At 60.2% G+C, this 24725-nt stretch carries 21 protein-coding genes and 1 pseudogene; 12 read left to right on the top strand and 10 right to left on the bottom strand.

What is annotated here, in order from left to right; translation table 11 throughout:
* Positions 1 to 57: 57 nt before the first annotated feature.
* Positions 58 to 690: a LysE family transporter gene (locus tag EKA13_RS02850; RefSeq protein WP_065758031.1), complete on the top strand. Its 633-nt coding sequence runs from the start codon at positions 58 to 60 to the stop codon at positions 688 to 690.
* 65 nt (positions 691 to 755) lie between these two features.
* On the opposite strand, the gene EKA13_RS02845 is transcribed toward EKA13_RS02850, so the two are convergent.
* From EKA13_RS02845 to EKA13_RS02830, 4 genes are read right to left on the bottom strand one after another with little or no spacing between them, the layout of a single operon-like run.
* Positions 756 to 1496, bottom strand: coding sequence for a penicillin-binding protein activator LpoB (locus tag EKA13_RS02845; RefSeq protein WP_065758030.1), 741 nt, complete (start codon positions 1494 to 1496; stop codon positions 756 to 758).
* Between the two features lie 3 nt (positions 1497 to 1499).
* On the bottom strand, positions 1500 to 2087 hold the full coding sequence (gene lpoB, locus EKA13_RS02840; protein ID WP_065758029.1) for a penicillin-binding protein activator LpoB: 588 nt from the start codon (positions 2085 to 2087) through the stop codon (positions 1500 to 1502).
* Positions 2088 to 2111: 24 nt separating this feature from the next.
* Positions 2112 to 2486: a YcfL family putative periplasmic lipoprotein gene (locus tag EKA13_RS02835; RefSeq protein ID WP_065758028.1), complete on the bottom strand. Its 375-nt coding sequence runs from the start codon at positions 2484 to 2486 to the stop codon at positions 2112 to 2114.
* 15 nt (positions 2487 to 2501) lie between these two features.
* The gene (locus EKA13_RS02830; protein WP_065758027.1) at positions 2502 to 3893 is read right to left on the bottom strand and encodes a COG3014 family protein; all 1392 of its coding nucleotides are present in this window, start codon (positions 3891 to 3893) and stop codon (positions 2502 to 2504) included.
* A 348-nt stretch (positions 3894 to 4241) separates the two neighbouring features.
* Between EKA13_RS02830 and EKA13_RS02825 the strand changes: the two genes are divergently transcribed.
* Both EKA13_RS02825 and EKA13_RS02820 read left to right on the top strand, forming a co-directional pair.
* On the top strand, positions 4242 to 6140 hold the full coding sequence (locus EKA13_RS02825; protein WP_065758071.1) for a cytochrome c/FTR1 family iron permease: 1899 nt from the start codon (positions 4242 to 4244) through the stop codon (positions 6138 to 6140).
* Positions 6141 to 6199: 59 nt separating this feature from the next.
* Positions 6200 to 6661 carry a YaiI/YqxD family protein gene (locus EKA13_RS02820; protein ID WP_065758026.1) on the top strand — a complete coding sequence of 154 codons (462 nt, stop codon included), beginning with the start codon at positions 6200 to 6202 and terminating at the stop codon, positions 6659 to 6661.
* A 6-nt stretch (positions 6662 to 6667) separates the two neighbouring features.
* Here EKA13_RS02820 and elbB read toward each other — a convergent pair whose 3' ends face one another.
* Entirely contained in the window at positions 6668 to 7333 is a 666-nt protein-coding gene (gene elbB / locus EKA13_RS02815) for an isoprenoid biosynthesis glyoxalase ElbB (RefSeq protein WP_065758025.1), read from the bottom strand.
* 113 nt (positions 7334 to 7446) lie between these two features.
* Here elbB and EKA13_RS28250 point away from each other — a divergent pair.
* A pseudogene (locus tag EKA13_RS28250) lies at positions 7447 to 8073 on the top strand (sterol desaturase family protein); the annotation flags it as partial.
* A 501-nt stretch (positions 8074 to 8574) separates the two neighbouring features.
* Here the strand turns inward: EKA13_RS28250 and EKA13_RS02805 are convergent.
* The gene (locus tag EKA13_RS02805; RefSeq protein ID WP_176717390.1) at positions 8575 to 9255 is read right to left on the bottom strand and encodes a DedA family protein; all 681 of its coding nucleotides are present in this window, start codon (positions 9253 to 9255) and stop codon (positions 8575 to 8577) included.
* Positions 9256 to 9463: 208 nt separating this feature from the next.
* Here EKA13_RS02805 and hemB point away from each other — a divergent pair, with 208 nt between their 5' ends.
* Positions 9464 to 10474: a porphobilinogen synthase gene (hemB, locus tag EKA13_RS02800; protein WP_065758023.1), complete on the top strand. Its 1011-nt coding sequence runs from the start codon at positions 9464 to 9466 to the stop codon at positions 10472 to 10474.
* 19 nt (positions 10475 to 10493) lie between these two features.
* Complete coding sequence (gene ppk1, locus EKA13_RS02795; RefSeq protein WP_065758022.1) at positions 10494 to 12734, top strand: polyphosphate kinase 1; 2241 nt, start codon at positions 10494 to 10496, stop codon at positions 12732 to 12734.
* Here ppk1 and ppx read toward each other — a convergent pair.
* The gene (gene ppx / locus EKA13_RS02790) at positions 12721 to 14223 is read right to left on the bottom strand and encodes an exopolyphosphatase (RefSeq protein ID WP_065758070.1); all 1503 of its coding nucleotides are present in this window, start codon (positions 14221 to 14223) and stop codon (positions 12721 to 12723) included. The genes ppk1 and ppx overlap by 14 nt on opposite strands.
* 241 nt (positions 14224 to 14464) lie before the next feature.
* Between ppx and trxA the strand changes: the two genes are divergently transcribed.
* From trxA to EKA13_RS02765, 5 genes are all read left to right on the top strand, one after another.
* Positions 14465 to 14794 (top strand): thioredoxin TrxA, encoded by a 330-nt coding sequence (trxA, locus tag EKA13_RS02785; RefSeq protein ID WP_065758021.1) that lies wholly within the window; start codon positions 14465 to 14467, stop codon positions 14792 to 14794.
* 229 nt (positions 14795 to 15023) lie between these two features.
* On the top strand, positions 15024 to 16283 hold the full coding sequence (rho, locus tag EKA13_RS02780; protein WP_065758020.1) for a transcription termination factor Rho: 1260 nt from the start codon (positions 15024 to 15026) through the stop codon (positions 16281 to 16283).
* A 127-nt stretch (positions 16284 to 16410) separates the two neighbouring features.
* Complete coding sequence (gene ubiD, locus EKA13_RS02775; RefSeq protein WP_065758019.1) at positions 16411 to 17877, top strand: 4-hydroxy-3-polyprenylbenzoate decarboxylase; 1467 nt, start codon at positions 16411 to 16413, stop codon at positions 17875 to 17877.
* Entirely contained in the window at positions 17877 to 18848 is a 972-nt protein-coding gene (locus tag EKA13_RS02770; RefSeq protein WP_065758018.1) for a CDP-6-deoxy-delta-3,4-glucoseen reductase, read from the top strand. The genes ubiD and EKA13_RS02770 overlap by 1 nt, the downstream gene beginning before the upstream one ends.
* 273 nt (positions 18849 to 19121) lie before the next feature.
* The gene (locus tag EKA13_RS02765; RefSeq protein ID WP_065758017.1) at positions 19122 to 19769 is read left to right on the top strand and encodes a gamma-glutamylcyclotransferase; all 648 of its coding nucleotides are present in this window, start codon (positions 19122 to 19124) and stop codon (positions 19767 to 19769) included.
* Between the two features lie 45 nt (positions 19770 to 19814).
* On the opposite strand, the gene EKA13_RS02760 is transcribed toward EKA13_RS02765, so the two are convergent.
* Positions 19815 to 22190: a penicillin acylase family protein gene (locus EKA13_RS02760; protein WP_065758016.1), complete on the bottom strand. Its 2376-nt coding sequence runs from the start codon at positions 22188 to 22190 to the stop codon at positions 19815 to 19817.
* A 107-nt stretch (positions 22191 to 22297) separates the two neighbouring features.
* Complete coding sequence (locus tag EKA13_RS02755; protein ID WP_065758015.1) at positions 22298 to 22867, bottom strand: DUF6436 domain-containing protein; 570 nt, start codon at positions 22865 to 22867, stop codon at positions 22298 to 22300.
* Between the two features lie 97 nt (positions 22868 to 22964).
* Here EKA13_RS02755 and bipL point away from each other — a divergent pair, with 97 nt between their 5' ends.
* Positions 22965 to 23906, top strand: a complete 942-nt coding sequence (gene bipL, locus EKA13_RS02750) for a phospholipase BipL (RefSeq protein WP_065758014.1) — start codon at positions 22965 to 22967, stop codon at positions 23904 to 23906.
* On the opposite strand, the gene EKA13_RS02745 is transcribed toward bipL, so the two are convergent.
* Positions 23899 to 24648, bottom strand: coding sequence for a DUF2059 domain-containing protein (locus EKA13_RS02745; RefSeq protein WP_065758013.1), 750 nt, complete (start codon positions 24646 to 24648; stop codon positions 23899 to 23901). The two genes, bipL and EKA13_RS02745, sit on opposite strands and share 8 nt — an antisense overlap.
* Positions 24649 to 24725: the final 77 nt, after the last annotated feature.

Here is a 24725-nt window from a genome sequence, read left to right as displayed (position 1 = left end):
TTTTCCAGCGGCGCATTAGCGTTGGGCTTTGTACTAGAGTCCCCGCTGAGGTGTGTCATGTCGCTGGAAACATGGTTGGCGTTCTTTGTTGCATGTTGGGTGATTAGCCTGTCTCCGGGCGCTGGCGCCATTGCCTCGATGTCCTGTGGCCTGCAGTATGGCTTCTGGCGGGGCTACTGGAATGCGCTGGGCCTGCAATTGGGGTTGATCATGCAGATTGCGATCATCGCCGCGGGCGTGGGGGCGGTGCTGGCGGCATCCGCCACGGCCTTCCAGTTCATCAAGTGGTTCGGGGTCTGCTACCTGGTCTACCTGGCCGTCAAACAATGGCGTGCGTTGCCCGCCGACCTCAGTGACAACGCCGCCGTGCGGCCGATTGGCAAGCCACTGAGCCTGGTGTTCCGCGGCTTTCTGGTGAACATCAGCAACCCCAAGGCGCTGGTCTTCATGCTGGCGGTACTGCCACAGTTCATTAACCCGCACCTGGACCTGCTGCCGCAGTACCTGATCATCACGGCCACCATGGTGGCGGTCGACCTGCTGGTCATGGCGGGTTACACCGGCTTGGCGGCACGGGTGCTGCGTTTGCTGCGTACTCCGAAGCAGCAGCGGCGCATGAACCGTACCTTTGCCGGCTTGTTCGTGGGCGCTGCTGCGCTGCTGGCGACCCTGCGTCGGGCGCCGGTCTGAGTTCCGGGCGCCAACTGCCCCGGTAGAAACAAGAAAGGCGACCCCAGGGTCGCCTTTCTTGTTGTTTAGCGCAGGATCTGCGCCGGTTCGTCCGGCGGCAGGTTGTTGCGCATCGGGCGCCGCTCGTGTTCCGGCATTGCCTGGCCAAGCTGCTCGCTCAGTTGCCGAGCCACATCCATGCCCAGCTCCTTGGAGACTTCACGGACCACACGTGGCCGGTTCAGGGTGACCCGCACATCGTCACCATTGACCAGCTTGGTGTCCTGGCCTTCGCCCATGGCGGTAAACGCCGAGGTAATTTCGAAGGTTTTGGTGTTGATCAGGCTGAAGTCGGCGACCAGGGTCAGGCCGAGCACTGCGGAGTAACTGTCAGTGCGATCCAGCGAGGTGATATCACGCTGGAAGTCGATGTCCGACAAGGTGCCGAACAGCACATAGTCAGCACCCTTGAAATTACCGTTCTTGATCCGTTTGATGACGTCGTAGACGTCTTCCTTGGCCTTGGCGGTATAGGGTGTGCCTTGTACCAGCTGAAACATTCCGGTCTTGAGAATCTCACCCTTGATGTCACCGCTGAACTTGCGCAGTTCAGTCTGCTCGACGTAGCTCTGGCTGCTCTCGTACTCGTTGTAGCTCGATGAGCTGTTGGCCGAGTACATGCTTGCGTTGGAGCTCTGTTGCGCGGAAACGGTGTGGATGTATTCCTCCACACGTTCCTGATAGGCGAGGTCGGTGACCGCGACTTTAGGGGCCGCGTGTGCGCTGAACGCACACGCCAGGCCGAGGCTTGCAATCCATGCACGCATTGCTTAGCGCTCCGTGGTCTTACGGATTTCTTTTTCGTCCATCCATTCGGCCAGACCGCTTTCGACGTCGATCAGTTGCAGGCTGAACTTGTAGAAGACGTCCTTGTAGTCGCTGCTGCGTTTGACGATCGAGCTGATCGAGCCTTCCAGGCGGTACTTGGCCGCGATCATGTTGCCGGTCTTGGCCACGGTGTTTTTCTTGTACAGGCCGCTCTGGTTCTGCAGTTTCAGTTGGTCGACCTGGCTTTGCATCTGGGTGTTGTCGCTGGCGAAGCGTGCAGTGCCGGACTTCATCAGCTGGGTCTTGATCGATGTGGTGATTTCGCGGGTATCAATGTACTCGCTGGTCTTGTTCTTCACATCGTAGACCTGCACGACAGGGCGGCCTTGAAGGATGCCGGACTGTGCCAGTGACCGGGTCATGCTCTCGGCGATCATTTGCAAGTCGGTGGAGCCGAACTCGTTGGTGACCAGCTCGACGGCCTTGCTGTCACCGTAGCCAATGTTCTTGCCACCCAGAACAGGGGAGTTGTTGGCGCAACCGCTGGCCAGGGCGACGACAACGGCGAGGATCGAAAAACGTGCGAACATAAAATGGATCTCCTGAAAATCGAATTACTGCGACTGGACTTCGAGACGGAAGTCGGTGGCTTGTGGCACGGGCGCGATGGCCGGCAGAATGCTGGATTGCGACCCGTACAGGGTCAGGGTTTTCCAGCCTTCTTCGTCGGCTACAGGGAAGCCATCGTTACCCAGCCAGGCAAAGCGGTAGAACATCGCCTTGTTGCTGCTACTGGTGTTGTTCAGTGACACCTTGACGGTGAGAAAGCCGTTCTCGCGGGCAACCCGCATCTGGCCGACCTCAATGTTTTTCAACTTGCCCATGACCACGACTTTACTGGCGGCGCTGCCGGGTGCTGGTGGCGGCGGGGTCGCGCAGCCGGCCAGCAGGGCAACGGTGGTCAAGGCGGCGAGGAGTTTGATTCGCATGGCGCTTCCTTTGGGTTACTTGATGCTGGCGACAGCCTGGGCAGCGGTGTTCGGGATGACTTGGGTAGCAGGGCCGCCGGCGTAGACTTGGCTGCCGACCACGCGCAGAGTCACAACCTGATAGGGCCGCTCGATTTTGACCTTGACCTGTGTGCCGCCCAGGTTCGAAGGCAGGCTCAGGGTATGCTCGCCCTGGCTCATGCGTACGCGGACCACTTGGGTATCGTCTGGCAGGGTGCGCCAGGTGCGGGTGTCGGCACCTTCGACGACAGCCGAGGCGATGCCGACGGCCAGGCCGGCCAGCGGGTTGGTGTCGTTGAGCTGCTTCTGGGCGACACCGCGGCTGATCGCACGCACGCTGGTGCGCAGGATGATACCGGGCATGTCATCGCGCAGGGCGCGGCGAGACATGGCGGTGGTGCTGTTCAGGGCCGTCAGCTCAAGGGTGTTGCTGTCCAGCCCGATCTGCGAAAACCGCGGAGTGGAAGTGTCTTCCTTGATAATCGGGAAGGAGAGCGGGGTGATCACCAGATTACCGCTGATGGGCAGTGGCAACGGCACGCGAATCGAGTCACGGGCTGGCGCCAGACCGCTTTGCACCACGATCAGCACGTCACTGTCGTTGTTTTTGGCCGCAGGTTTGTCCAGGTCGAGAAGCGCCTGCTCCAACAGTGGGGTGTTCGGGCGCAATTCGGCAGCCTTGCGGTAGCCAGGCGCGGCCAGACCACGTTCGCCCAAGGCTTCATAGACGTAACCGGACAGGTAGTGGCTGAAGGCACTCTGGTAGCTGTTTTTCAAACCGACCACTTCTGGCGCGTCGAGCGCGGCAACCGGATAACCCTGCAGGTCTTTGTACTCGGTCTTGATGCCTTCTTTCTCGGCGTCTTCTTCGCGCTTGAGGTATTCCTTGTCGCGCAGTTCGGCAATGACCGCTTCACGCTCATGGGTCTTCTTGATTTCGGTACGGGCAGCATCGAAGTCATTCAGGGCCAGCAGGTTCAGCGCCATCTGGGTGCTGAGCATGACTTTTTCGTAGTCGTAGCCTTCATAACGGCGCACCTTGTCATTGACCAGGTAGCTGCCGAACTGGGCCAGGTACTTGCCGGTGTCCAGCTTTACCGACTCTTCCCATTTGAACACGACATTGTCGGCCTGGTGCCACGCCTGTTGGCTGGCCGCCAGATCGCCTTTGGAGCGCAGCAGTTCGCCTTTCTCGAAGTAGTAGAGCAGGTCCTTGTCTTCGCCTTTATTGTTTTTTTCCAACAAAGCGAGGGCCGCATCGACGTTGCCACTGCTCAAGTGTTGGTTGGTTTGTTGGAGTTCACTGTCGTAGTTGCGAAAAGCCGCGCAACCAGTGAGTTGGACGATCGCACAGAGTGATGCGACGGTAAGGACACGGGATGCCATCTGAAACCTTCTTCCCTGATCAATGAAGAGCCACAACAGGCGGGAGGCTGTTATCCCTTTGAACGGCTAGTTCCAAATCCTCATTAACAGAGGAGCCTAAATTTCCATTCGCTATATGAAATGGCGCGGCATTATAAGCGCAATTTGCTGGCTAATTAATGGCGTTTTGACTCGGGGTCTTCCTGTTTTGCCATCAGAGAATACGACTCGACGGGCGGCGGATTACACGCAGGGCGTTTACCCCTGATTTTGTGACAATTTTTTTCAAGGCAGACCTTCGCAAGCCTTGAGTGTGAATCAATGGAAGTGAACAATGTAATGCCACGCATTCTTGTTCGAGATTCGCTCATGACTTCCCGCTTCCGTTTACTTGCCTGGCTGCTTTGGCCAGTGTTGGCGTTGAGCAGCACCTCTCTGTTTGCCGGTACGGTTGAGGGCGCCGCCCAGGCATTGCACCTGCTCGATTACATTGGCGCCGATTACCCGGCAACCGTTGAGGCAGGGAAGGTGGTTGACCCTTCTGAGTACCGTGAGCAGCTTGAATTCCTGGGGGTGTTGCAGGGTTTGATCAGTGCGCTGCCGCAGCGTCCTGAGCGCCAGGCACTGGAGCAGGGTGTGGCGCAATTGCGTGAGGCGGTCAGCCAGCGTGAGGAAGCAACCGTGGTGGCCACTCAGGCCCGGCAATTGGGGGCTCAGTTGGCGGCGGCGTACGAGGTAAGCCAGGCACCGGTCATCACGCCTGACCCTGTTCGTGGCGCCCCGTTGTATGCCCAGCATTGTGCTGTCTGTCATGGTGACAACGGTGTGGGTGACGGCCCGGCAGGTGTAGGCCTGACGCCGCCGCCTGCCAACCTGACCAGCAGCGAACGGCTGGATCGCTTGAGCCTGTTTGACCTCTACAACACCCTCGGCCTGGGTATCGAAGGCACGGACATGCCGTCGTTTGCCGATCAGCTTGATGAGCGTCAGCGTTGGGATTTGGCTGCCTACATCGCAGGCTTCACCGCCGACCCGGCCAAGGCCAAGAGTGACAGGAAATTCAACCTCGCTGATCTGGCGCGGCATACCCCTCTGGAGGTCCAGGCCAACGAAGGGGCTGAGGCCGTCGCCGTGTTCCGCGCCCAGCGAGCCCAGCCGCCGCAGGTGCAGCGTGGCGCCTCTCAGCTGTTGGGCTATACCGCCAGTACGCTGGACAAGAGCCTGGCAGCTTACCGGGCCGGTGATCGCGAACAGGCCTACGACCTTTCCGTTGCCGCCTACCTGGAGGGCTTCGAACTGGTCGAAAGCTCGCTTGATAACCTCGACACCAACGCGCGCAAGGACACCGAGCGGGCGTTGATGGCTTACCGGCAGTCGCTGCAGGACGGTTTGCCAGTGGCTCAGGCTGCCCAGAAGCTTGAGGTTGCCAAGAGCAAGCTGGCCAAAGCCGAAGAACTGCTCGGTGGCGGCGGCCTGAGCCAGTCGTTGAGCTTTGTTTCCGGTCTGTTGATTCTGCTGCGCGAGGGCCTGGAGGCCATTCTGGTGTTGGCCTCGGTCATTGCCTTTTTGCGCAACACCGGCCAGGCCGCAGCGGTGCGCGGGGTGAACATGGGTTGGGGGCTGGCGTTGCTGGCAGGGTTGGCAACCTGGGCATTGGCCGCCTATGTGATTGATGTCAGCGGTGCCCAGCGCGAACTGCTTGAAGGCTGCACGGCACTGTTTGCCAGTGTGATGGTGCTCTGGCTTGGCGTGTGGATGCATGATCGTCGTCATGCGGCGGCCTGGCAGGATTACATCAAGAGCAGCCTGGTCAGTGGCGGTGGGCGTTTTGGCTTTGCCTTGCTGGCATTCTTTTCGGTTTACCGCGAGCTGTTTGAGGTCGTGCTGTTTTACGAAACCCTCTGGCTGCAAGCGGGCCCGGCGGGCCACAACGCGGTGCTGGCTGGTGGGGCCACGGCACTGGTGCTGTTGGTTGGTTTGGCCTGGGTGATTCTGCGTGGCTCGGCGAAGCTGCCGTTGGCGCTGTTCTTCAGCATCAATGCCGGCCTGCTCTGCGCCCTTTCGGTGGTGTTTGCCGGGCATGGGGTCAAGGCGCTGCAAGAGGCCGGTGTCTTCGGTACTCGGCCTGTGGCGTTCTTTGAGTTCGACTGGCTGGGCATTCACGCTGACGCCTATTCGCTGGCGGCCCAGGCTGTGGCGCTGCTGGCGGTTGCGACACTGTATGGGCGCAGCCGCCTGGCTGAAAAGCGCCGGGTGCAGGTCAGTTGATTTGAAGCCGAACAGGCGAGCAGGGATACTGTTCGCCTGTTCTTCCGGAAAATTTAACCATGCGTGTCTGGATCGATGCCGATGCCTGCCCCAAGGCAGCCAAGGATCAGGTCGTCAAATTCGCCCTCAAGCGTCAACTCGAGGTGGTGTTGGTCGCTGGGCAAAGCCAGATCAAGCCCGCGTTTGCGTGTGTCAGGCTGATCGTGGTGCCGAGTGGCCCGGATGCTGCCGACGATTACCTCGTCGAACATGCGGTTCCAGGCGAGTTGGTGATTTGCAGCGATGTGCCGTTGGCCGATCGCCTGATCAAGAAGGGTGTCGCCGCGCTCGACCCACGTGGGCGTGAGTTTGACCCACACAACATGGGCGAGCGCCTGGCGGTGCGTAACCTGTTTACCGATCTGCGTGAGCAGGGCCAGGTGGGGGGTGGCCAGGCGCCTTACGGTGATCGCGAGAAGCAGGCATTCGCCAACTCGCTGGACCGCATCCTCACGCGCCTGGCACGCGAGTTTCCGGGGTAGGGCGACTCAGTCGTCCTGCGAGGCCAGCTCCAGCACCCGGTCCACCAGCTTGTTGATACCCGCGGCTGCTTCGCTGATCGATTGGGCCAGCATGTAGGCCGGGGTGCTTACCAGCTTGCGTGCAGTGTCTTCGACGATCTCATCAACCGGGCATTCCTGGTGGGTGCCGCCCATTTTTTCGATCGCTGCGCGGGTGCCGGCATCGTTGCCGATGGTGCAGATCACACCCGGGCCATAGATCTTGGCTGCCAGGGCCGGCGAAATGCAGATCAGCCCCACCGGTTTACCGGCTTCGGCGAACGCTTCGGCCACGGCCAGCACGTCTGGGTGCACGTGGCAGCCTGCGCCTTCGGTGGCAAAATTCGACAGGTTCTTTGCTGCCCCGAAACCACCGGGCACGATCAGGGCATCGAAGTCCTTGGCATCGGCCTCTTGCAGGTCCTTGATACTGCCGCGGGCAATGCGAGCCGACTCCACCAGCACGTTACGCGATTCGGGCATCGTTTCGCCGGTCAGGTGGTTGATCACATGCATCTGGGCAATGTTGGGTGCAAAGCACTGTACCTGGGCACCGCGCTGATCGAGGCGCAGCAGGGTGATCACGCTTTCGTGGATTTCCGCACCGTCGTAGACGCCGCAGCCGGACAGAATTACTGCAACTTTTTTAGTCATGCTTACTCCTCCCGATTCGAGGCGCTAAATGTCCTCTAATTTGGCAGTTGTCGCCATAGGGATTCCAGCGAACCCGGCCTAATCTGGGTGAACAACCTGACGGTGGACGGGGCATGGATTTCATCCTCTATGCGGTGCCTTTTTTCTTTGTGCTGATTGCGCTGGAGCTGCTGGCCGACCATTGGCGGGGCATGCGCAATTACCGCGTGGCCGATGCTATCAATAGTCTCAGCACAGGTGTGCTGTCGACCACCAGTGGTTTGCTGACCAAGGGCGTTGGCTTGGTAACGTACGCCGTGGCCTGGGAGCATCTGGCGCTGTTTGCCCTGCCGGCCGAGCGCTTCTGGGTGTGGGGGCTGGCCTTTGTTGGCTATGACTTCTGTTACTACTGGCTGCACCGCTTCGGGCATGAGCGCAATGTGCTCTGGGCGGCACATTCGGTGCACCACCAGAGCGAGGACTACAACCTGTCCACTGCTTTGCGCCAGACCAGTACCGGCTTCATTTTCTCCTGGATCTTCTATTTGCCGTTGGCTGTCCTGGGCGTGCCACCGCTGGTATTTGTCAGCGTCGCGGCGCTGAACCTGCTGTACCAGTTCTGGGTGCATACCCGGCATATTCCCAAGCTCGGCTGGTTTGAGTGGGTGTTTGTTACACCGTCCAATCACCGTGTACACCATGCTCAGAACCCTGTGTACCTGGACCGTAACTATGGTGGTGTGTTCATTTTCTGGGATCGCCTGTTCGGCACGTTCTGTGAGGAAGACGACAAGGAACCGGTTGTTTTCGGTGTGACCACGCCCCTGGCCAGTTGGAACCCGCTTTGGGCCAACCTGCAGGTTTATGCGCAGTTGTGGGCAGACGCCCGGCGCGCTGAGCGCTGGTGGGACGCGGTGCGAATCTGGTTCATGCCGACTGGCTGGCGCCCGGTCGATGTGGCTCGGCGTTATCCGCATGCCAAGCAGGACCTGAGTCGTTTCCAGAAGTTCGAGGTCCCGTTGGGCTGGCCAATGCAACTGTACGGGGTGGTGCAGTTTGCCGTTTACGTCGCCTTTGGCAGCTACCTGCTGGCGCAGGGTGAGCAGTTGTCGCTGGCGGCGCTTGGCCTGGGCTGGTGCCTGATGGCGTTGGGTTTGTATGCACTGGGCGCCGTGCTGGAGAGTCGGCCCTGGGCCTTTCGGCTGGAATGCGCGCGGTTGCTACTGAATCTGCCGGCCATGGCGCTGGCCGGGCAGGTGGGGTTATGGGCTGTTACGACGCCGGGGTGGCTCATGCTGCTCGCTTACAGCGGCGTCAGTGTCCTCGCCCTGATCGGCCTCCACACCAGCCGCCATATTGGCTTGCAGCGCGTCAGCCGCTTCTTTCCTGGCAATACGAGCGGCCCTGAAGCGCCGACGCAACCACAACACTCCACCAAGCAGCAGCAAACCGCCGAGCACCCATAGTTCGTAACGCTTCACGTTACCCAACAGGCCTTCGAGGATGGCCCCGAAGTGGTACGCAGCTGCGCCCAGTGCCGCAGCCCAGATGGCGGCACCGAGGCCATTGAGTAGCAGGTAGCGGCGTGGCGGGTAGCCGGACAGGCCAATGGCCACTGGCATGACGGTACGCAAACCGTAGACAAAGCGGAAGCTGAGTACCCAGATGTCCGGGTGACGGCGAATATGTTCCAGTGCGCGGTCGCCCATCAGTTGCCAGCGCGGTTTGCGCGCCAGCAGCTTGCGCCCGTGCCTGCGGCCCATGAAGTACCAGAGCTGGTCGCCGGCGTAGCTGCCGAAGAAAGCAACTAACACCACCAGATTGATGTCCATATATCCGCGGAACGCAAGGAATCCGGCAAGCACCAAAATGGTCTCACCTTCAAAAAAGGTACCGAGAAAAAGGGCAAAGTAGCCGAAATCCTGTAGGAATTGTTGGAGCATTTTCTGGAAGCTGGGCGAAATGAACGCGCAGCCTACCCCTTCGAGCGCGTTCGGGAAAGTGTCCAAATGTGTCTCGACGTGAACATTTCCTACAAGGACAATGTCTGCGTCCTCAAGTCGCAGGGTTGCCCATAGCTGTCATACACGCGTCATAATGGCTGCTTATAACTGTCGCGCTCGCCCGCCTGCGCGGGCTCAGGAGTCTGCCGTGAGCTTTACCCCCGCTAACCGTTTGTTTCCTGCCACCCGCCTGCGTCGCAACCGTCGCGATGATTTTTCCCGTCGTCTGGTTCGCGAAAATGTTCTGACTGTCGATGATTTGATCCTGCCGGTATTCGTGCTGGACGGCGAGAATCGCCGCGAAGAAGTCGCGTCGATGCCCGGTGTCGAGCGTCTGAGCATCGACCTGCTGCTCGAGGCAGCCGACGAATGGGTCAAGCTGGGCATTCCGGCGCTGGCGCTGTTCCCGGTCACGCCGGCCGAGAAGAAGTCGCTGGACGCTGCCGAGGCCTGGAACCCCGAGGGTATTGCCCAGCGTGCAACCCGTGCATTGCGCGCACGCTTCCCTGAGCTGGGTGTGATCACCGACGTCGCGCTGGACCCGTTCACGACCCATGGTCAGGACGGCATCCTCGACGAAGAAGGTTATGTGCAGAACGACATCACCGTCGATGCCCTGGTGCGTCAGGCTCTGTCCCATGCCGAAGCGGGTGCGCAGGTGGTTGCGCCCTCTGACATGATGGACGGTCGCATCCAGGCGATTCGCGAGGCGCTGGAGCTGGCCGGTCACGTCAATGTGCGGATCATGGCTTATTCGGCCAAGTACGCCAGTGCCTATTACGGCCCGTTCCGCGATGCGGTCGGGTCGGCACTTAACCTGGGCAAGGCCAACAAGGCCTCCTATCAGATGGATCCTGCCAACAGCAACGAAGCCTTGCATGAGGTGGCCGCCGACCTGGCCGAAGGTGCTGATATGGTAATGGTCAAGCCCGGCATGCCGTATCTGGATATCCTTTACCGGGTCAAGGAAGAGTTCAAGGTTCCGACCTTCGTCTACCAGGTCAGTGGCGAGTACGCCATGCACATGGCAGCCATTCAGAATGGCTGGCTCAGCGAAGGGGTTATCCTTGAGTCGCTCACCGCTTTCAAACGAGCAGGTGCTGATGGCATCCTGACTTATTTCGCTGTTCGCGCTGCTCAATTGATGAGAGGGCAGTAACGCCCTTCAGGAACGCTAGATGAATAACGAAGTGCTTAATGACGCTGCTATGAAGGATGCCCAGCCAGTGCCTGAGCCGATGGTAGAAACACCGCCAGAGCCGGCAGCGGTTCTGGCACCTGTGGTGGAAGCGCCCGTGGTCGAGGCCCCTGTGGTGGCTGCCGCCCCGGCAATCGCCATTCCGGGCCTGGACGACAGTAGCCTGTATATCCATCGGGAACTGTCGCAACTGCAGTTCAACATTCGGGTGCTGGAACAGGCGCTGGACGAGTCCTATCCACTCTTGGAGCGGCTCAAGTTCCTGCTGATCTTCTCCAGCAACCTGGATGAGTTCTTCGAAATTCGTGTAGCGGGCCTGAAAAAGCAAATTACCTTTGCCCGTGAACAGGCGGGTGCCGATGGCCTGCAGCCGCATCAGGCGCTGGCGCTCATCAGCGAGCTGGTTCACGGTGAAGTCGACCGCCAGTATGCGATCCTCAATGACGTGTTGCTGCCGGAGCTGGAGAAGCACCAGATCCGTTTCATCCGCCGTCGCTACTGGAACACCAAGCTCAAGACCTGGGTGCGGCGCTACTTCCGTGACGAGATCGCTCCGATCATTACACCGATCGGTCTCGACCCGACGCACCCGTTCCCGTTGCTGGTGAACAAGAGCCTGAACTTCATTGTCGAGCTTGAAGGGATTGACGCCTTTGGTCGCGATTCCGGCCTGGCGATCATCCCGGCACCGCGTTTGTTGCCGCGAGTCATCAAGGTGCCGGAAGACGTTGGCGGCCCGGGCGACAACTATGTGTTCCTCTCGTCGATGATCCATGCCCACGCCGATGACCTGTTTCAGGGCATGAAGGTGAAGGGCTGCTATCAGTTCCGACTGACCCGAAACGCCGACCTGGCGCTCGATTCCGAGGACGTCGAAGACTTGGCGCGGGCCCTGCGTGGCGAACTGTTCTCGCGTCGTTACGGCGATGCGGTACGCCTGGAAGTGGTCGATACCTGTCCCAAGCACCTGTCGGATTACCTGCTCAAGCAGTTCAGCCTGAGCGAGAGCGAGCTGTACCGGGTCAATGGGCCGGTCAACCTGACCCGACTGTTCAGCATTACCGGCCTGGATAGCCATCCTGAGTTGCAATACAAGCCGTTCACTCCGGCCATCCCCAAGCTGTTGCAGAACAGCGAGAATATTTTCAGCGTGGTCAGCAAGCAGGACATCCTCCTGATGCACCCCTTTGAGTCGTTCACTCCAGTGGTCGATCTGTTGCGCCAGGCCGCCAAGGACCCTCATGTCCTGGCCGTGCGCCAGACGCTTTACCGCAGTGGGGCCAACTCGGAAATCGTTGACGCGCTGGTCGACGCGGCGCGTAACGGCAAGGAGGTCACTGCGGTGATCGAATTGCGCGCGCGTTTCGATGAAGAGTCAAACCTGCAGATGGCCAGCCGCTTGCAGGCCGCAGGTGCCGTGGTGATCTACGGTGTGGTCGGTTTCAAGACCCACGCCAAGATGATGCTGATCCTGCGCCGCGAAGCCGGGGAGATCGTTCGCTACGCGCACTTGGGTACGGGTAACTACCATGCTGCCAACGCCCGTCTGTACACCGACTACAGCCTGCTGACCTCTGACGATGCCCTGTGCGAAGACGTCGGCAAGCTGTTCAGCCAGTTGATCGGCATGGGCAAGACCCTGCGCATGAAGAAGCTGCTGCACGCGCCGTTTACCCTGAAAAAGGGCATGCTCGACATGATCGCGCGTGAAACCCAGTTTGCCCTCGACGGCAAGCCGGCGCACATCATCGCCAAGTTCAACTCGCTGACCGATCCGAAGATCATCCGTGCGTTGTACAAGGCAAGCCAGTCCGGGGTGCGTATTGATCTCGTGGTGCGCGGCATGTGCTGCCTTCGCCCAGGTATCGCTGGTGTGTCGCATAACATCCATGTGCGCTCGATCATCGGTCGCTTTCTCGAGCACACGCGGGTGTTCTACTTCCTTAATGGCGGCGAGGAGCAGATGTTCCTTTCCAGTGCCGACTGGATGGAGCGCAACCTCGACAAGCGTGTGGAGACCTGTTTCCCGGTCGAGGGCAAGAAGCTGATCCTGCGGGTGAAAAAGGAGCTGGAAGGCTACCTGACCGACAACACCCACGCCTGGATTCTGCAGTCGGACGGCCGCTACGTACGCAGCATGCCAACCGGCAACCAGAACCCGCGCAGTGCCCAGGCGACTCTGCTTGAGCGCCTGAGCAACCCGGTCCTCAGCGTACGCTGAGGACGAAGCCGACCCGGGCCAGCCACTCCGCCTCAAGGGCGAAGTCGGCCTGGGTCAGCTGGTTCTGCTCCAGCCAGCCCTTCGGGAACTCCACGTCGAGGCTATCGCCTGCGGCATGCAGGGTGACTTGCGGCATCTGTTGAGTGCCACGGATGTGGTGGAACAGGATGGCAAAGCGCAGCAGCACGCACAGACGAATCAGCTTGACGCCGTCGTCGCCGAACTCGGCAAACTTGTCCTTGGGAATATTGCGCCGGTGACCGCGTACCAGTAGCGCCAGCATTTGCTGGTCTTCGCGGGAAAACCCGGCCAGGTCCGAGTGCTCGATCAGGTAGGCGCCGTGCTTGTGGTAGTGATAGTGGGCGATATCCAGGCCCACCTCATGTACCTTGGCTGCCCAGCTCAGCAGTTCACGCCAGATGCCGTCTTCCAGATCCCAGGCCGCCGCTACCTGATCGAAGGCATGCAGGGCCTTGCGCTCGACGCGCGCGGCCTGGCCTTGATCGACGTGGTAGCGCTCCATCAGCGAGCCGAGCGTGCGTTCACGCACGTCTTCGTGATGATGGCGGCCCAGCAGGTCGTACAGCACACCTTCGCGCAGGGCACCTTCGCAGTGATCCATGCGCTGCAGTTCCAGGGCGTCGAAGATGGCTTCGAGGATGGCAAGGCCGGCCGGGAAGATGGTCCGGCGATCTGGCTTGATCCCTTCAAAGTCGATTTTCTCGACATCGCCGAGCTTGAACAGCTTGCGCTTGAGCCACGCCAACCCTTCGGCATTGACCTCGCCCGAGCCCTGGCCACCTGATTTCAGGGCCAGGCCAATGGCGCGGATAGTGCCGGACGAGCCAATGGCTTCATCCCAGGTCAGGCGGTGCAAGGCGTTCTCGATGCTCATCAGCTCCAGCCGTGCTGCCGTGTAGGCCTGGGCATAACGAGCGGGCGTGATCTTGCCGTCGCGGAAGTAGCGCTGCGTGAAGCTGACGCAGCCCATTTGCAGGCTCTCGCGCAGCAGCGGCTCGAAGCGCTGGCCAATGATGAATTCGGTACTGCCGCCGCCGATATCGGCAACCAGGCGCTTACCCGGCGTGTCGGCCAGGGTGTGGGAGACGCCCAGGTAGATCAGGCGGGCTTCTTCGCGACCGGAAATGACTTCGACCGGGTGGCCGAGAATGGCCTCGGCGCGGCGGATGAACTCACCGCGGTTGCGGGCCTCGCGCAGGGCGTTGGTACCGACGATACGTACGGCGCCGTCAGGCATGCCGTTGATAAGCTGGGCAAAGCGCTTGAGGCAATCGAGCCCGCGCTGCATGGATTCTTCGCTGAGCTGGCGCTCTTCATTGATGCCGGCGGCCAGCTGAACCTTTTCACCGAGCCGCTCAAGAATGCGGATCTCGCTGTGGATGGCCTTGGCGACGACCATATGAAAACTGTTGGAGCCCAGGTCGATAGCAGCGATCAAGGACAGGTTCTTGGCTGTGGTTTGCGGCATGATCATGGGTTCTCGGTCTTTAACCCGCCAATCCTGACATGATCCATCGCTGACGCCAACGCGCAGTGTAGGAAGGCTTGATATGGCGCAGGTTGCACGGGGGAATGTGACGTTGTTGTGACAAATCGATATGCAAAGTCATCCACAACTATAGTTACACTCAATCGCCTGCGACTTCCTGTCCGCCATCTGGGCGGCTATGATGGGCGACGTTTTTTTGCTTACGACCTTGGAGACTTCCATGAGCAGCGATCTTATCAAACACGTCACTGACGCCAGCTTCGAGCAGGAAGTGCTGAAGGCTGAGGGCCCAGTGCTGGTGGACTACTGGGCTGAATGGTGCGGCCCTTGCAAAATGATCGCTCCAGTGCTGGACGACATTGCCGAAACCTACAAAGGCAAACTGACCGTCGCCAAGCTGAACATCGACGAAAACCAGGAAACGCCAGCCAAGCACGGCGTGCGTGGTATTCCTACCCTGATGCTGTTCAAAAACGGCAACGTCGAGGCCACCAAGGTCGGCGCACTGTCGAAGTCTCAGCTGGCGGCCTTCCTGGACGCCAATATCTGAGTCAAAAAAGCCCCGCATTTGTCGGGGCTTTTCTTTGCTCGGTGACTAGACGCCAGAAAAAGCAAGTGGTACATTCGGCCTCGCACTGTTTCTTCGGTGCCCTCTGCACGCCGTCGCCGACGCATCCCCAATTCGAATCAGTACGCGATCCTGTCGCCTTCTTTGCGGCGCGGCTTCATTAAGCCAGAAGCTTAATTCTCCCTTCTTACATGATTACGTCACTCCCCTTATGAACCTGACTGAACTCAAGCAAAAGCCGATTACCGATCTGCTCGAAATGGCCGAACAGATGGGCATAGAAAATATGGCCCGTTCGCGCAAGCAAGATGTGATTTTCTCCCTGTTGAAAAAGCATGCGAAAAGCGGCGAGGAAATCTCCGGTGATGGCGTGCTGGAGATTCTCCAGGACGGTTTCGGTTTCCTGCGTTCGGCGGATGCCTCTTACCTGGCCGGCCCCGACGATATCTACGTTTCGCCTAGCCAGATCCGCCGCTTCAACCTGCGCACCGGTGACACCATCGTTGGCAAGATCCGCCCACCGAAAGAAGGTGAGCGTTACTTCGCGCTGTTGAAAGTCGACACCATCAACTTCGACCGTCCAGAAAACGCGAAGAACAAGATCCTGTTTGAAAACCTGACGCCGTTGTTCCCGAACGTGCGCCTGAAGATGGAAGCCGGTAACGGTTCCACCGAAGACCTTACTGGCCGGGTCATTGACCTCTGCGCGCCAATTGGTAAAGGTCAGCGCGGCCTGATCGTCGCACCGCCAAAAGCGGGCAAGACCATCATGCTGCAGAACATCGCGGCCAACATCACCCGTAACAACCCCGAGTGCCACCTGATCGTTCTGCTGATCGACGAGCGCCCGGAAGAAGTGACCGAAATGCAGCGCACGGTGCGTGGCGAAGTGGTTGCCTCGACCTTCGACGAGCCGCCAACCCGCCACGTACAAGTGGCTGAAATGGTGATCGAGAAGGCCAAGCGCCTGGTCGAGCACAAGAAGGATGTAGTCATCCTGCTCGACTCCATCACCCGTCTGGCCCGTGCCTACAACACCGTCATCCCGAGCTCCGGCAAGGTACTGACCGGTGGTGTCGATGCCCACGCCCTGGAGAAGCCAAAGCGTTTCTTCGGTGCTGCGCGTAACATCGAGGAAGGCGGTTCGCTGACCATCATCGCCACTGCGTTGGTTGAAACCGGTTCGAAGATGGACGAAGTGATCTACGAAGAGTTCAAGGGCACCGGTAACATGGAACTGCCTCTGGACCGCAAGATCGCTGAAAAACGCGTCTTCCCGGCCATCAACATCAACCGTTCCGGTACTCGCCGCGAAGAGCTGTTGACCGCCGATGACGAACTGCAGCGCATGTGGATTCTGCGCAAGCTGCTGCACCCGATGGACGAAGTTGCGGCCATTGAGTTCTTGATCGATAAGCTCAAGCAGACCAAGACCAACGACGAGTTCTTCCTCTCGATGAAGCGCAAGTAAATTCGAGCAGGTCGCAAGAGCCGGGGAAACCCGGCTTTTTGCTATCTGCACATTGGCTATTCTGGCTGACCGGGTATAAGGCTACACTTTGCCACCCCGTCCGATACGGCCAACATGAGGCTTACGCATGCAGTATCGCGATTTGCGCGACTTTATCCGCGGCCTGGAACAGCGTGGCGAACTCAAGCGCATCCAGGTTCCGATTTCTCCTGTCCTGGAAATGACAGAAGTCTGCGACCGCACCCTGCGGGCCAAAGGCCCGGCTCTGCTCTTCGAGCGACCTACCGGGCACGATATTCCGGTGCTTGGCAACCTGTTTGGCACGCCTGAACGCGTGGCCATGGGCATGGGTGCCGAGTCGGTCAGCGAGCTGCGCGAAATCGGCAAGTTGCTGGCTTTCCTCAAGGAGCCTGAGCCACCGAAAGGGTTGAAGGACGCCTGGTCGAAACTGCCGATCTTCAAGAAGGTCGTGTCGATGGCACCCAAGGTCGTCAAAGACGCGGTCTGCCAGGAAGTGGTTATCGAGGGTGATGATGTCGACCTGGGCATGCTGCCGGTGCAGACCTGCTGGCCAGGCGACGTCGCGCCGCTGATTACCTGGGGCCTGACGGTTACCCGTGGGCCTAACAAGGATCGCCAGAACCTCGGTATCTATCGTCAGCAGGTGATTGGCCGCAACAAGGTCATCATGCGCTGGTTGAGCCACCGAGGCGGTGCGCTCGACTACCGTGAGTGGTGCGAGAAGAACCCGGGCAAGCCATTCCCGGTGGCGGTGGCCTTGGGCGCTGACCCGGCAACCATTCTCGGCGCTGTGACCCCGGTTCCCGACACCCTCTCCGAATACGCCTTTGCCGGCCTGCTGCGGGGCAACCGCACTGAGTTGGTCAAATGCCGTGGCAGTGATTTGCAAGTGCCGGCGAGCGCCGAGATCATCCTGGAAGGGGTGATCCATCCTGGTGAAATGGCCCCAGAGGGGCCTTATGGCGACCATACTGGCTATTACAACGAGGTCGACAGCTTCCCGGTGTTCACCGTCGAGCGAATCACCCACCGGACCAAGCCGATCTACCACAGCACCTATACCGGGCGGCCGCCGGATGAGCCCGCGATTCTCGGTGTGGCACTCAACGAAGTGTTCGTCCCGATCCTGCAGAAGCAGTTTCCGGAGATCACCGACTTCTACCTGCCGCCGGAAGGCTGTTCCTACCGCATGGCGGTAGTGACCATGAAGAAGCAGTACCCGGGGCATGCCAAGCGGGTGATGTTGGGTGTGTGGTCGTTTTTGCGACAGTTCATGTACACCAAATTCGTTATCGTCACTGATGATGACATCAATGCCCGCGACTGGAATGACGTGATCTGGGCCATTACCACGCGCATGGACCCCAAGCGCGACACGGTGATGATCGACAACACGCCAATCGATTACCTGGATTTCGCTTCGCCGATCTCCGGGCTGGGTTCGAAGATGGGTCTGGACGCAACCCATAAGTGGCCAGGCGAGACCACCCGTGAGTGGGGCCGCGTCATCGTCAAGGATGAGGCTGTCACACGGCGAATCGATGAGTTGTGGAACCAGTTGGGAATAGACTGATGCAGGTAACGTTGCAGCCTTCCGGTGCGGTATTGACGATCAAGCCCGGAGAACGGATTCTGGAAGCGGCGCAGCGTCTCGGTTACGACTGCCCACAGAGCTGTCGCAATGGCAACTGCCATGTCTGCGCCGCACTGCTGGTTGACGGTCGTGTGCGCCAGGAAGGGCAGGTGCGTGATCACGGCGAACTGTTCACTTGTATTGCCGAACCCCTCGAGGATTGCACCTTGCTATGGGACGGTGTGTTGGCGCTGGGCGAGCTGCCAGTGCGCAAGCTGGCTTGCCAGGTGAGTGAGTGTGTCGAGCTTGGCGGTGACGTCTGGCGCGTGCGCCTGCGTGCGCCTGCCGGCAAGCCACCGCGCTATCACGCTGGGCAGTACCTGATGATCGAGCGGGAAAACGGCGAGAAATCGGCTTTTTCCCTGGCCTCGGCGCCACATTGTGGGCGTGATCTGGAGTTGCACGTGCTGGCCCGTGAGAACAGTGCGCGTGATTTGATTGCCCAACTGCAGCGTCAGGGCATGGCCCGTGTTGAGCTGCCGTTCGGTGATACGCACTTGGCCGAGTTGCCGGAAGGCCCGTTAGTGTTGATCGCTGCAGGCACCGGTATGGCGCAGATGCACAGCCTGATCGAGCATTGCCGCGCGCAAGGTTTCAAGTACCCGGTGCACCTGTACTGGGGTGTGCGTCGTCCAGAAGATTTCTACGCGCTTGAGCACTGGGACGAGTGGCAGCAGCTACCTAACCTATACCTGCACAAGGTCGTCAGTGACCTGTGTGGCTGGGAGGGGCGCTGCGGCCTGTTGCACGAAGCCGTGTGTGAAGACATTACCGAACTGACTTCGGTACAGGTCTACGCCAGCGGTTCGCCGGCCATGATCTATGCCACGCTCGATGCTTTGGTGAGTGCCGGCATGGATGCGCATCAAATGCGTGCCGATGTCTTCGCCTATGCGCCGCGAAACGGCTAACGGGATCAAGGCGCGCTGCAACAGCGCGCCTTACTAACTAACCGTTATTGTCGCTTGCCATTATGAAAGGCCATTGTTGCAGGGGCTGAAATTAACTTTCGCGGCACTTGCAAGTGTCTGCTATTACTTGCTGAAACACTTGTAAAGCGGCTCTTTCAGACCGTTTGAGGGCTTGTTTTTCGTGGGCTATCTGCCGTACGGTAACTGCATGGACTGTGTATTTGTTTTAGAGTGAGTTACCTAATTAACTCACGGGGAATTCTGGCGACGGTTATGTCGGCAATTGAAACTGCATCTGTGAATGTGGCATATCCTCCCTTGCTTGATTTCGGGTCGCAATTGACTCAAGAGCAACTTCTGCACTCGGTTCATCGCACCATGGCCTTGCATCAAGGGGGGGCGGTCTGGCTATTTGCCTACGGTTCTTTGATCTGGCGTCCAGAGTGCTCCGCCGAGGAGCGGCGTCGGGGGCGGGTGCATGGTTATCATCGCGGCCTCTACCTGTGGTCCCATGAGCACCGTGGCACGCCGGAGTGCCCAGGGCTGGTCTTTGGCCTGGACCGCGGCGGCTCCTGCAGCGGGTTTGCCTACCGTCTGCCGGAAGAGCATCTGCACGATTCGTTGCTGGCGCTCTGGCAGCGAGAAATGCCCTATCCGGCCTATCGGCCACATTGGCTGAGTTGCCGACTGGATGACGGCAGCAAGGTTCAGGCACTGGGTTTTGTCCTGGAGCGGCACTTGCCGTGTTACGCCGGCAATCTGCCGGATACGTTGCTTAGCCAGATCTTTGCCCAGGCCAAGGGGCGGTATGGCAGCACCCGCGACTATGTCGAGCAGACCCTGAACGCCCTGCGCAGCCATGCCATGCCCGATCGTAATCTGGAAGCACGCTTTCGTCGCTGTCATTCCCGCGAGGTGTAGCGGCCAGCAAGGCTGGCCTCTACCGACTTGCTGGTCGCAGGGCTGTCAGGGTTCCGGTGTCAGATGCAATATGCTCTTCGCCGGGATCACCCCCATTTGCGCCCGCTGGTACTTCCCGTCCATGTAGTCCCGGGCCTGGTCGGCATAGTGGGTATCGAACAACACGCCACTTTGCCCAACCGGGTTGATGCTCAAGGACTGGCCGGCATCGGCAAAGTCGATCAGGCGTCGTGTCGAGGGGCCATAGGTCACCGGCCATGGTGCCGGGCCAATCTTCGCCGAGAAGTTGTTCGGCACTTCATGGCTGCCCGGGGCATTGAACGGCCCTACGTTAAACAGCCTGTCCAGCGGCTTCTGTTGGCCCAGCGGGTGACCGTGGGTCAAGGTGTGTGCTTTGCCCCATTGCCAGCTTGCCGGGTCGTTGCCAAGGGTTTTGCGCAGGTGCGCCAGGCTGTTATGCCAGGCTTGGGCAACAGCATCCTTGCGGTTGCCACGTTCGTTGCTGCCTCTATGCTCCCACCACGGCGAGTCAGGGTCAGCGGCCAGGCGCGGTAGCGCTGCGTCAATGACGCGGGTCGAGATCAGGGTGTCAAACCACAGATCGCCCAGCTCATCGTGCAGGGCGGCGCGGCTCAGCTCATAGAGGAATTGGTTGAACACGGTGGCGCTGATCGAATCCAGCGGATAGTCGCCAGGCCAGGCGGCCAGTTGCTCGACCAGTTCCTTTTCCTGTTCCCCCTCGGCGACTTCTCGCAGTACCGACAACAGCGGTGCGAGGGTGCGCGGGCCATAGCCGGTGGTGGTGCCCAACTGCAATGCCTGGCTGTTGTGTATATCCCATTGGGTCTGGTCGGTTGCAAGGTGGTGGGCCAGCTGTTGACCACGGTCGGCCGGGTTGTAATAGCCGGGAATGGGCATGCCGGTCGGTGACTGTGGCTGGGCATTGGCCGAGACGATATAACCGCTGGCCGGGTTTTCCTGTTGGGGGTTGGCGCTGAACGGGTAGAAGCCGAGCTTGTCGGCTTGTGCACTGCTGCCATCGAGGATGAATGCCGGGTTGACGCCCTCCGGACGGATCGGCAACCGGGCGGCGGCCCACCAGCCGATGTCGCCGCGGGCATTCGCCCAGACCAGGTTCAGGCCTGGCGCGTGGATCTTCGCGGCAGCGCTGCGCATTTTGTCCCGGGTATTGGCGCGGTTGATTTCGTAGAAACCATCCAGTATCGGGTTTTCACTTTCGAGAAACGTCCACCACATGGCGATCGGGGTGGTGCTGGCGGTTTTGCCTAGCACGTCGTTGACGATTGGCCCATGCGGTGAGCTGCGCAGTGCGAGGGTCACCGGGTGTTCGCCCTTGACCATGATCTGCTCTTCGCTACGTGTCAGCGCTTGCCATTGGCCGTTGATACGAACCTCATTGGGCTGTGTCGGGTTGACCTGTTCGGCGATCAAGTCGAGGTCGTCGTTCTGGAACATGGTCAGGCTCCAGCCGAACTCGCGGTTATGCCCCAGCGAGGCAAAGGGGTTCAGCGCCTGGTGGTAGCCGTACAGATTGAAGCCGGGTGCGGACAGCTCGGCTTCGTACCACACGGCTGGCACGGCAAAACTGATATGCGGGTCGCCTGCCAGCAGCGGCATACCGCTACGGGTGTGGCTACCGGCCACGGCCCAGGCGTTACTGCCTTCGAATTGCGGGATACCCGCGTCAAACAGTGCCTGCTGGCTGCGTTGGGCTAGCAGGTTGAGGCTTTGCCAGTCGGCGGCAGCGAGCTTGGGTGCTGCCTGTACCGCGCCTTCAGGGTGCCAGTCCAGGTCGAAGATTTTCAGGTAGTCCGGGCCCAGTTGGTCGCGGATATAGGTGAGCACCGGTTCGGTCCTGAAGGCGGCAGCAAAGCTGTACGCCATGTAGCCGGCGATGCTCAGGGTGTCCTCGGCCGTAAAGGGGCGTGGCGTGATACCCAGTATGTCGAACTCTATCGGTTTGGGGTGGGAGGCCTGCCAGGCGTTAACGCCGTCCAGGTAGGCTTGCAGGGCTATCCAGGCGGGCGATTGTTTGTCCTGACGGCTCACCATCAGTTTGGCCTGGTCGCGGATGCGCAGGCTGCGGAACAGCGTGTCGGTTGGCACCAGTTTCGGCCCGAGCACCTCGGCCAGTTCACCTCTGGCCAGGCGGCGCATGATTTCCATCTGGAACAGGCGGTCCTGGGCATGTACGTAGCCCAGTGCTCGGTAAAGGTCGGTCTCGTTACGCGCTCGGATATGCGGTACGCCACGCTCGTCATAGCGTACGCTGACGGGGGCTTGCAGGTTGGCCAGGGTTACCTCGCCCTGACGTTGCGGCAATTTGCTCTGTACATACCAGAAGCCACCGGCGGCCAGTGCCGTGAGAGTGACGGCGAGTAAGCTCAGGCTGCGTTTCATCGAGACTCCTTGTGTGTGGCGAGTGACGGCTTCAACAACGGGCGCGTGTGTTTTCGGACAGAGGATAGACGTTGCAAACTCAACCCATCGGCAAGGGGGGTGAGAAATCAGGCGCCCCATGGGCAGTAGCAGCCCACTGCCAAGGTGTGCGTGGCGCTGACTGAGCGTCCTTGGCTCAGCGCCTGCAGAATCGGCTCGATAAAGCTGTTGCTCGAATTGCAGGTCGCGCCTTCGCTGTAAGGGCCGAAGTAGGCCAGCTTGCCGTCTCGGTCCCAGATCGCCACGGCTGGGCTGGCGGGCAGCTGTTCAGCGCCTGGCAGTGTCGGCAAGGGCTTCAGGGCGCTCAGGTTGGGCGGCAACTGGCCGTGGCTGCCTGCTTTCTGTACCGCATAGAAGGCTACGCCTTGGGGCGCAAAATGTGCGATCAACTCACCCAGGTGCTGTTGGTTGCCAACATTGCACGGGCAGGCCGGGTCCCAGAAGTGCACCACGCGGATCGGCCCGGGGCCGGCGAGGTCGGCAGGCAGGTGCAGGTTGTCACCGGCAAACAGTGCGGTCTGGTTGTCGAACGTGCGCAGGTAGCGGCTCTGGAAGCTGTCATAGGCCCACCACAGGATGGCTGCGCAAAGCAGCAGGGTCAGGCCGGTTAACAGCGTTTTTGCACGTGGTCGAGGCATGTCCATGGGTCCACAAAAGGGCGCATAGCTTGCCATGCCAGTGACGACAGATGAATATCGTGGATCAATCCTTTGTTTTTGTGCCTGGATGCCCGCTATGTCCGCTTCGTTCCAGCCAGATGCTTTGCGCGCCAGCTTGCAGCCGCTATCGGCTCGTCAGCCGCTGTCAGCGCAGGCGGCGGCGTATCAGCACTTTTATGGTCTGGACCTGCCGGCGCGCCCGGTACCGGTGGAGCGCTGGTTGGGGCGATTCCAGGTGGCCGGCTATGACGTGGTCGGCCAGGTCTGGCTGGCGCCGGCCCCGGTGGCGACACTTATCCTGTTGCACGGCTTCTACGACCATATGGGCTTGTACCGGCATGTCATCGACTGGGCGCTGGACCAGGGCTTCAGTGTGATTGCCTGTGACCTGCCCGGGCATGGCCTGTCCAGTGGCGAGCGGGCCAGTATCGATGACTTTGCGGTGTATCAACAGGTGCTTGAGGCCTTGTTCGCGCAAGCGGCCGCACTAGGCCTGCCGCAGCCCTGGCACCTGTGCGGGCAAAGTACGGGCGGCGCCATCGTGATCGACCATGTACTGAATCACGGCGATGACAGCCCGATCCAGGGCCGGGTGATTTTGCTGGCACCGCTGGTGCGACCTCGCGCCTGGGGCTGGTCGAGGTTCAGCTACTACCTGTTGCGACCGTTCGTGAAGGGCATTGAGCGGCGTTTCAGCGAGAACACCAACGACCCGACGTTTCTGCCGTTCCTGCTGGCAGACCCCTTGCAGCCGCGGCGTTTGCCCACGGCCTGGGTTGGAGCACTGATTGAATGGGTCAAGCGTATCGAGGCGGCGCCGCCGAGTACGCGTCGGCCGCTGATCATTCAGGGGCAGTCGGACATGACCGTTGACTGGCCGCATAACCTGTTGGTACTACGGGAGAAATTCGCCCAGCCTCAGGTGCTGATGCTGCCCGAGGCGCGACACCACCTGGCCAATGAACTGCCGACGATTCGCCAGCGCTACTTCGCGTTCATTGGCGAGCACCTTACTTGAGGTCGGCGCTGTTCTGGCCGACCGCCAGGCCGGCTCGGATCGCCGCGAGGGCGGCCTTGTAGTAGGCCTGACCTTCTGCAGACTCGGCGAAACTGGCGAACTCTTCCAGCTCCGGGTCCGACAGGTCGCGGTAGACGTAGAGCAGGGTGTTGTTCAGGTCGTTGCCGATCTGCTCCATCAGCCGTGCGCGCTGGCCGTCAAGCATGCCCTGAGCCTGACCACCACCGAGCAGTCCCGGAATCATCTGGCTGAGGCTGTCCGCCGCCACGCCGGCAATCGCCAGGCTGACTTCGGCACCGGCTTCGCGGGCCGGCAGGGCCTTGGCCAGGTGACCAATGATCAGCAGGCGGGTATCGCTGGCCTGAATACGCGGCAAGCCCTTGGCATTCTTGGCCAATTGGTCGCGGCGGGTGGCCAGCAGCTCGGCAGCGACGATCTTGCGTCCCAGCGGCGACTGGAAAAACGCCAGGGCCGGTGTCGGATTGCTCAGGTTGGCGCGTAACTGGGCGGCGGCGCGCGCGTCTACAGCCTTTGGCTCGAAACGCTGGTTGCTGTTGTTGACCAATGCTTGAAACACCGCAGGCGGCAGGCTGTTTTGGTAGCGCTGCTGGGCGGCATCGAGGGCATCGGTAAAGTGGGCGCGCTGCTCAGGCCAGCCGGCGACCTTGTAGAGTTGGTCGAGGCTGTCTGCCCAGACAGGCATGGTGCAGCTCAATAGCAGCAGAAAAAACAAACGACGCATTAAAGACTCCTGTCGGCAGAGCGCTATTGTCCGTGGCTTGGCGGGCCTTTGTCGAGACGCGATGTGTTCTGTCAGCC

It is taken from the genome of Pseudomonas defluvii (assembly GCF_001695625.1).
GTDB classification, from domain to species: Bacteria; Pseudomonadota; Gammaproteobacteria; order Pseudomonadales; family Pseudomonadaceae; genus Aquipseudomonas; species Aquipseudomonas defluvii.
This window is presented reverse-complemented; position numbering and strand designations above follow the sequence as displayed.

What these genes read in the sequence shown, in the direction of transcription:
- EKA13_RS02850 (WP_065758031.1), top strand. Translation starts at nt 58, where the DNA reads ATGTCGCTGGAAACATGGTTGGCGTTCTTTGTTGCATGTTGGGTGATT.
- EKA13_RS02845 (WP_065758030.1), bottom strand. Translation starts at nt 1,496, where the DNA reads ATGCGTGCATGGATTGCAAGCCTCGGCCTGGCGTGTGCGTTCAGCGCA.
- lpoB (WP_065758029.1), bottom strand. Translation starts at nt 2,087, where the DNA reads ATGTTCGCACGTTTTTCGATCCTCGCCGTTGTCGTCGCCCTGGCCAGC.
- EKA13_RS02835 (WP_065758028.1), bottom strand. Translation starts at nt 2,486, where the DNA reads ATGCGAATCAAACTCCTCGCCGCCTTGACCACCGTTGCCCTGCTGGCC.
- EKA13_RS02830 (WP_065758027.1), bottom strand. Translation starts at nt 3,893, where the DNA reads ATGGCATCCCGTGTCCTTACCGTCGCATCACTCTGTGCGATCGTCCAA.
- EKA13_RS02825 (WP_065758071.1), top strand. Translation starts at nt 4,242, where the DNA reads ATGACTTCCCGCTTCCGTTTACTTGCCTGGCTGCTTTGGCCAGTGTTG.
- EKA13_RS02820 (WP_065758026.1), top strand. Translation starts at nt 6,200, where the DNA reads ATGCGTGTCTGGATCGATGCCGATGCCTGCCCCAAGGCAGCCAAGGAT.
- elbB (WP_065758025.1), bottom strand. Translation starts at nt 7,333, where the DNA reads ATGACTAAAAAAGTTGCAGTAATTCTGTCCGGCTGCGGCGTCTACGAC.
- EKA13_RS02805 (WP_176717390.1), bottom strand. Translation starts at nt 9,255, where the DNA reads ATGCTCCAACAATTCCTACAGGATTTCGGCTACTTTGCCCTTTTTCTC.
- ppk1 (WP_065758022.1), top strand. Translation starts at nt 10,494, where the DNA reads ATGAATAACGAAGTGCTTAATGACGCTGCTATGAAGGATGCCCAGCCA.
- ppx (WP_065758070.1), bottom strand. Translation starts at nt 14,223, where the DNA reads ATGCCGCAAACCACAGCCAAGAACCTGTCCTTGATCGCTGCTATCGAC.
- trxA (WP_065758021.1), top strand. Translation starts at nt 14,465, where the DNA reads ATGAGCAGCGATCTTATCAAACACGTCACTGACGCCAGCTTCGAGCAG.
- rho (WP_065758020.1), top strand. Translation starts at nt 15,024, where the DNA reads ATGAACCTGACTGAACTCAAGCAAAAGCCGATTACCGATCTGCTCGAA.
- ubiD (WP_065758019.1), top strand. Translation starts at nt 16,411, where the DNA reads ATGCAGTATCGCGATTTGCGCGACTTTATCCGCGGCCTGGAACAGCGT.
- EKA13_RS02770 (WP_065758018.1), top strand. Translation starts at nt 17,877, where the DNA reads ATGCAGGTAACGTTGCAGCCTTCCGGTGCGGTATTGACGATCAAGCCC.
- EKA13_RS02765 (WP_065758017.1), top strand. Translation starts at nt 19,122, where the DNA reads ATGTCGGCAATTGAAACTGCATCTGTGAATGTGGCATATCCTCCCTTG.
- EKA13_RS02760 (WP_065758016.1), bottom strand. Translation starts at nt 22,190, where the DNA reads ATGAAACGCAGCCTGAGCTTACTCGCCGTCACTCTCACGGCACTGGCC.
- EKA13_RS02755 (WP_065758015.1), bottom strand. Translation starts at nt 22,867, where the DNA reads ATGCCTCGACCACGTGCAAAAACGCTGTTAACCGGCCTGACCCTGCTG.
- bipL (WP_065758014.1), top strand. Translation starts at nt 22,965, where the DNA reads ATGTCCGCTTCGTTCCAGCCAGATGCTTTGCGCGCCAGCTTGCAGCCG.
- EKA13_RS02745 (WP_065758013.1), bottom strand. Translation starts at nt 24,648, where the DNA reads ATGCGTCGTTTGTTTTTTCTGCTGCTATTGAGCTGCACCATGCCTGTC.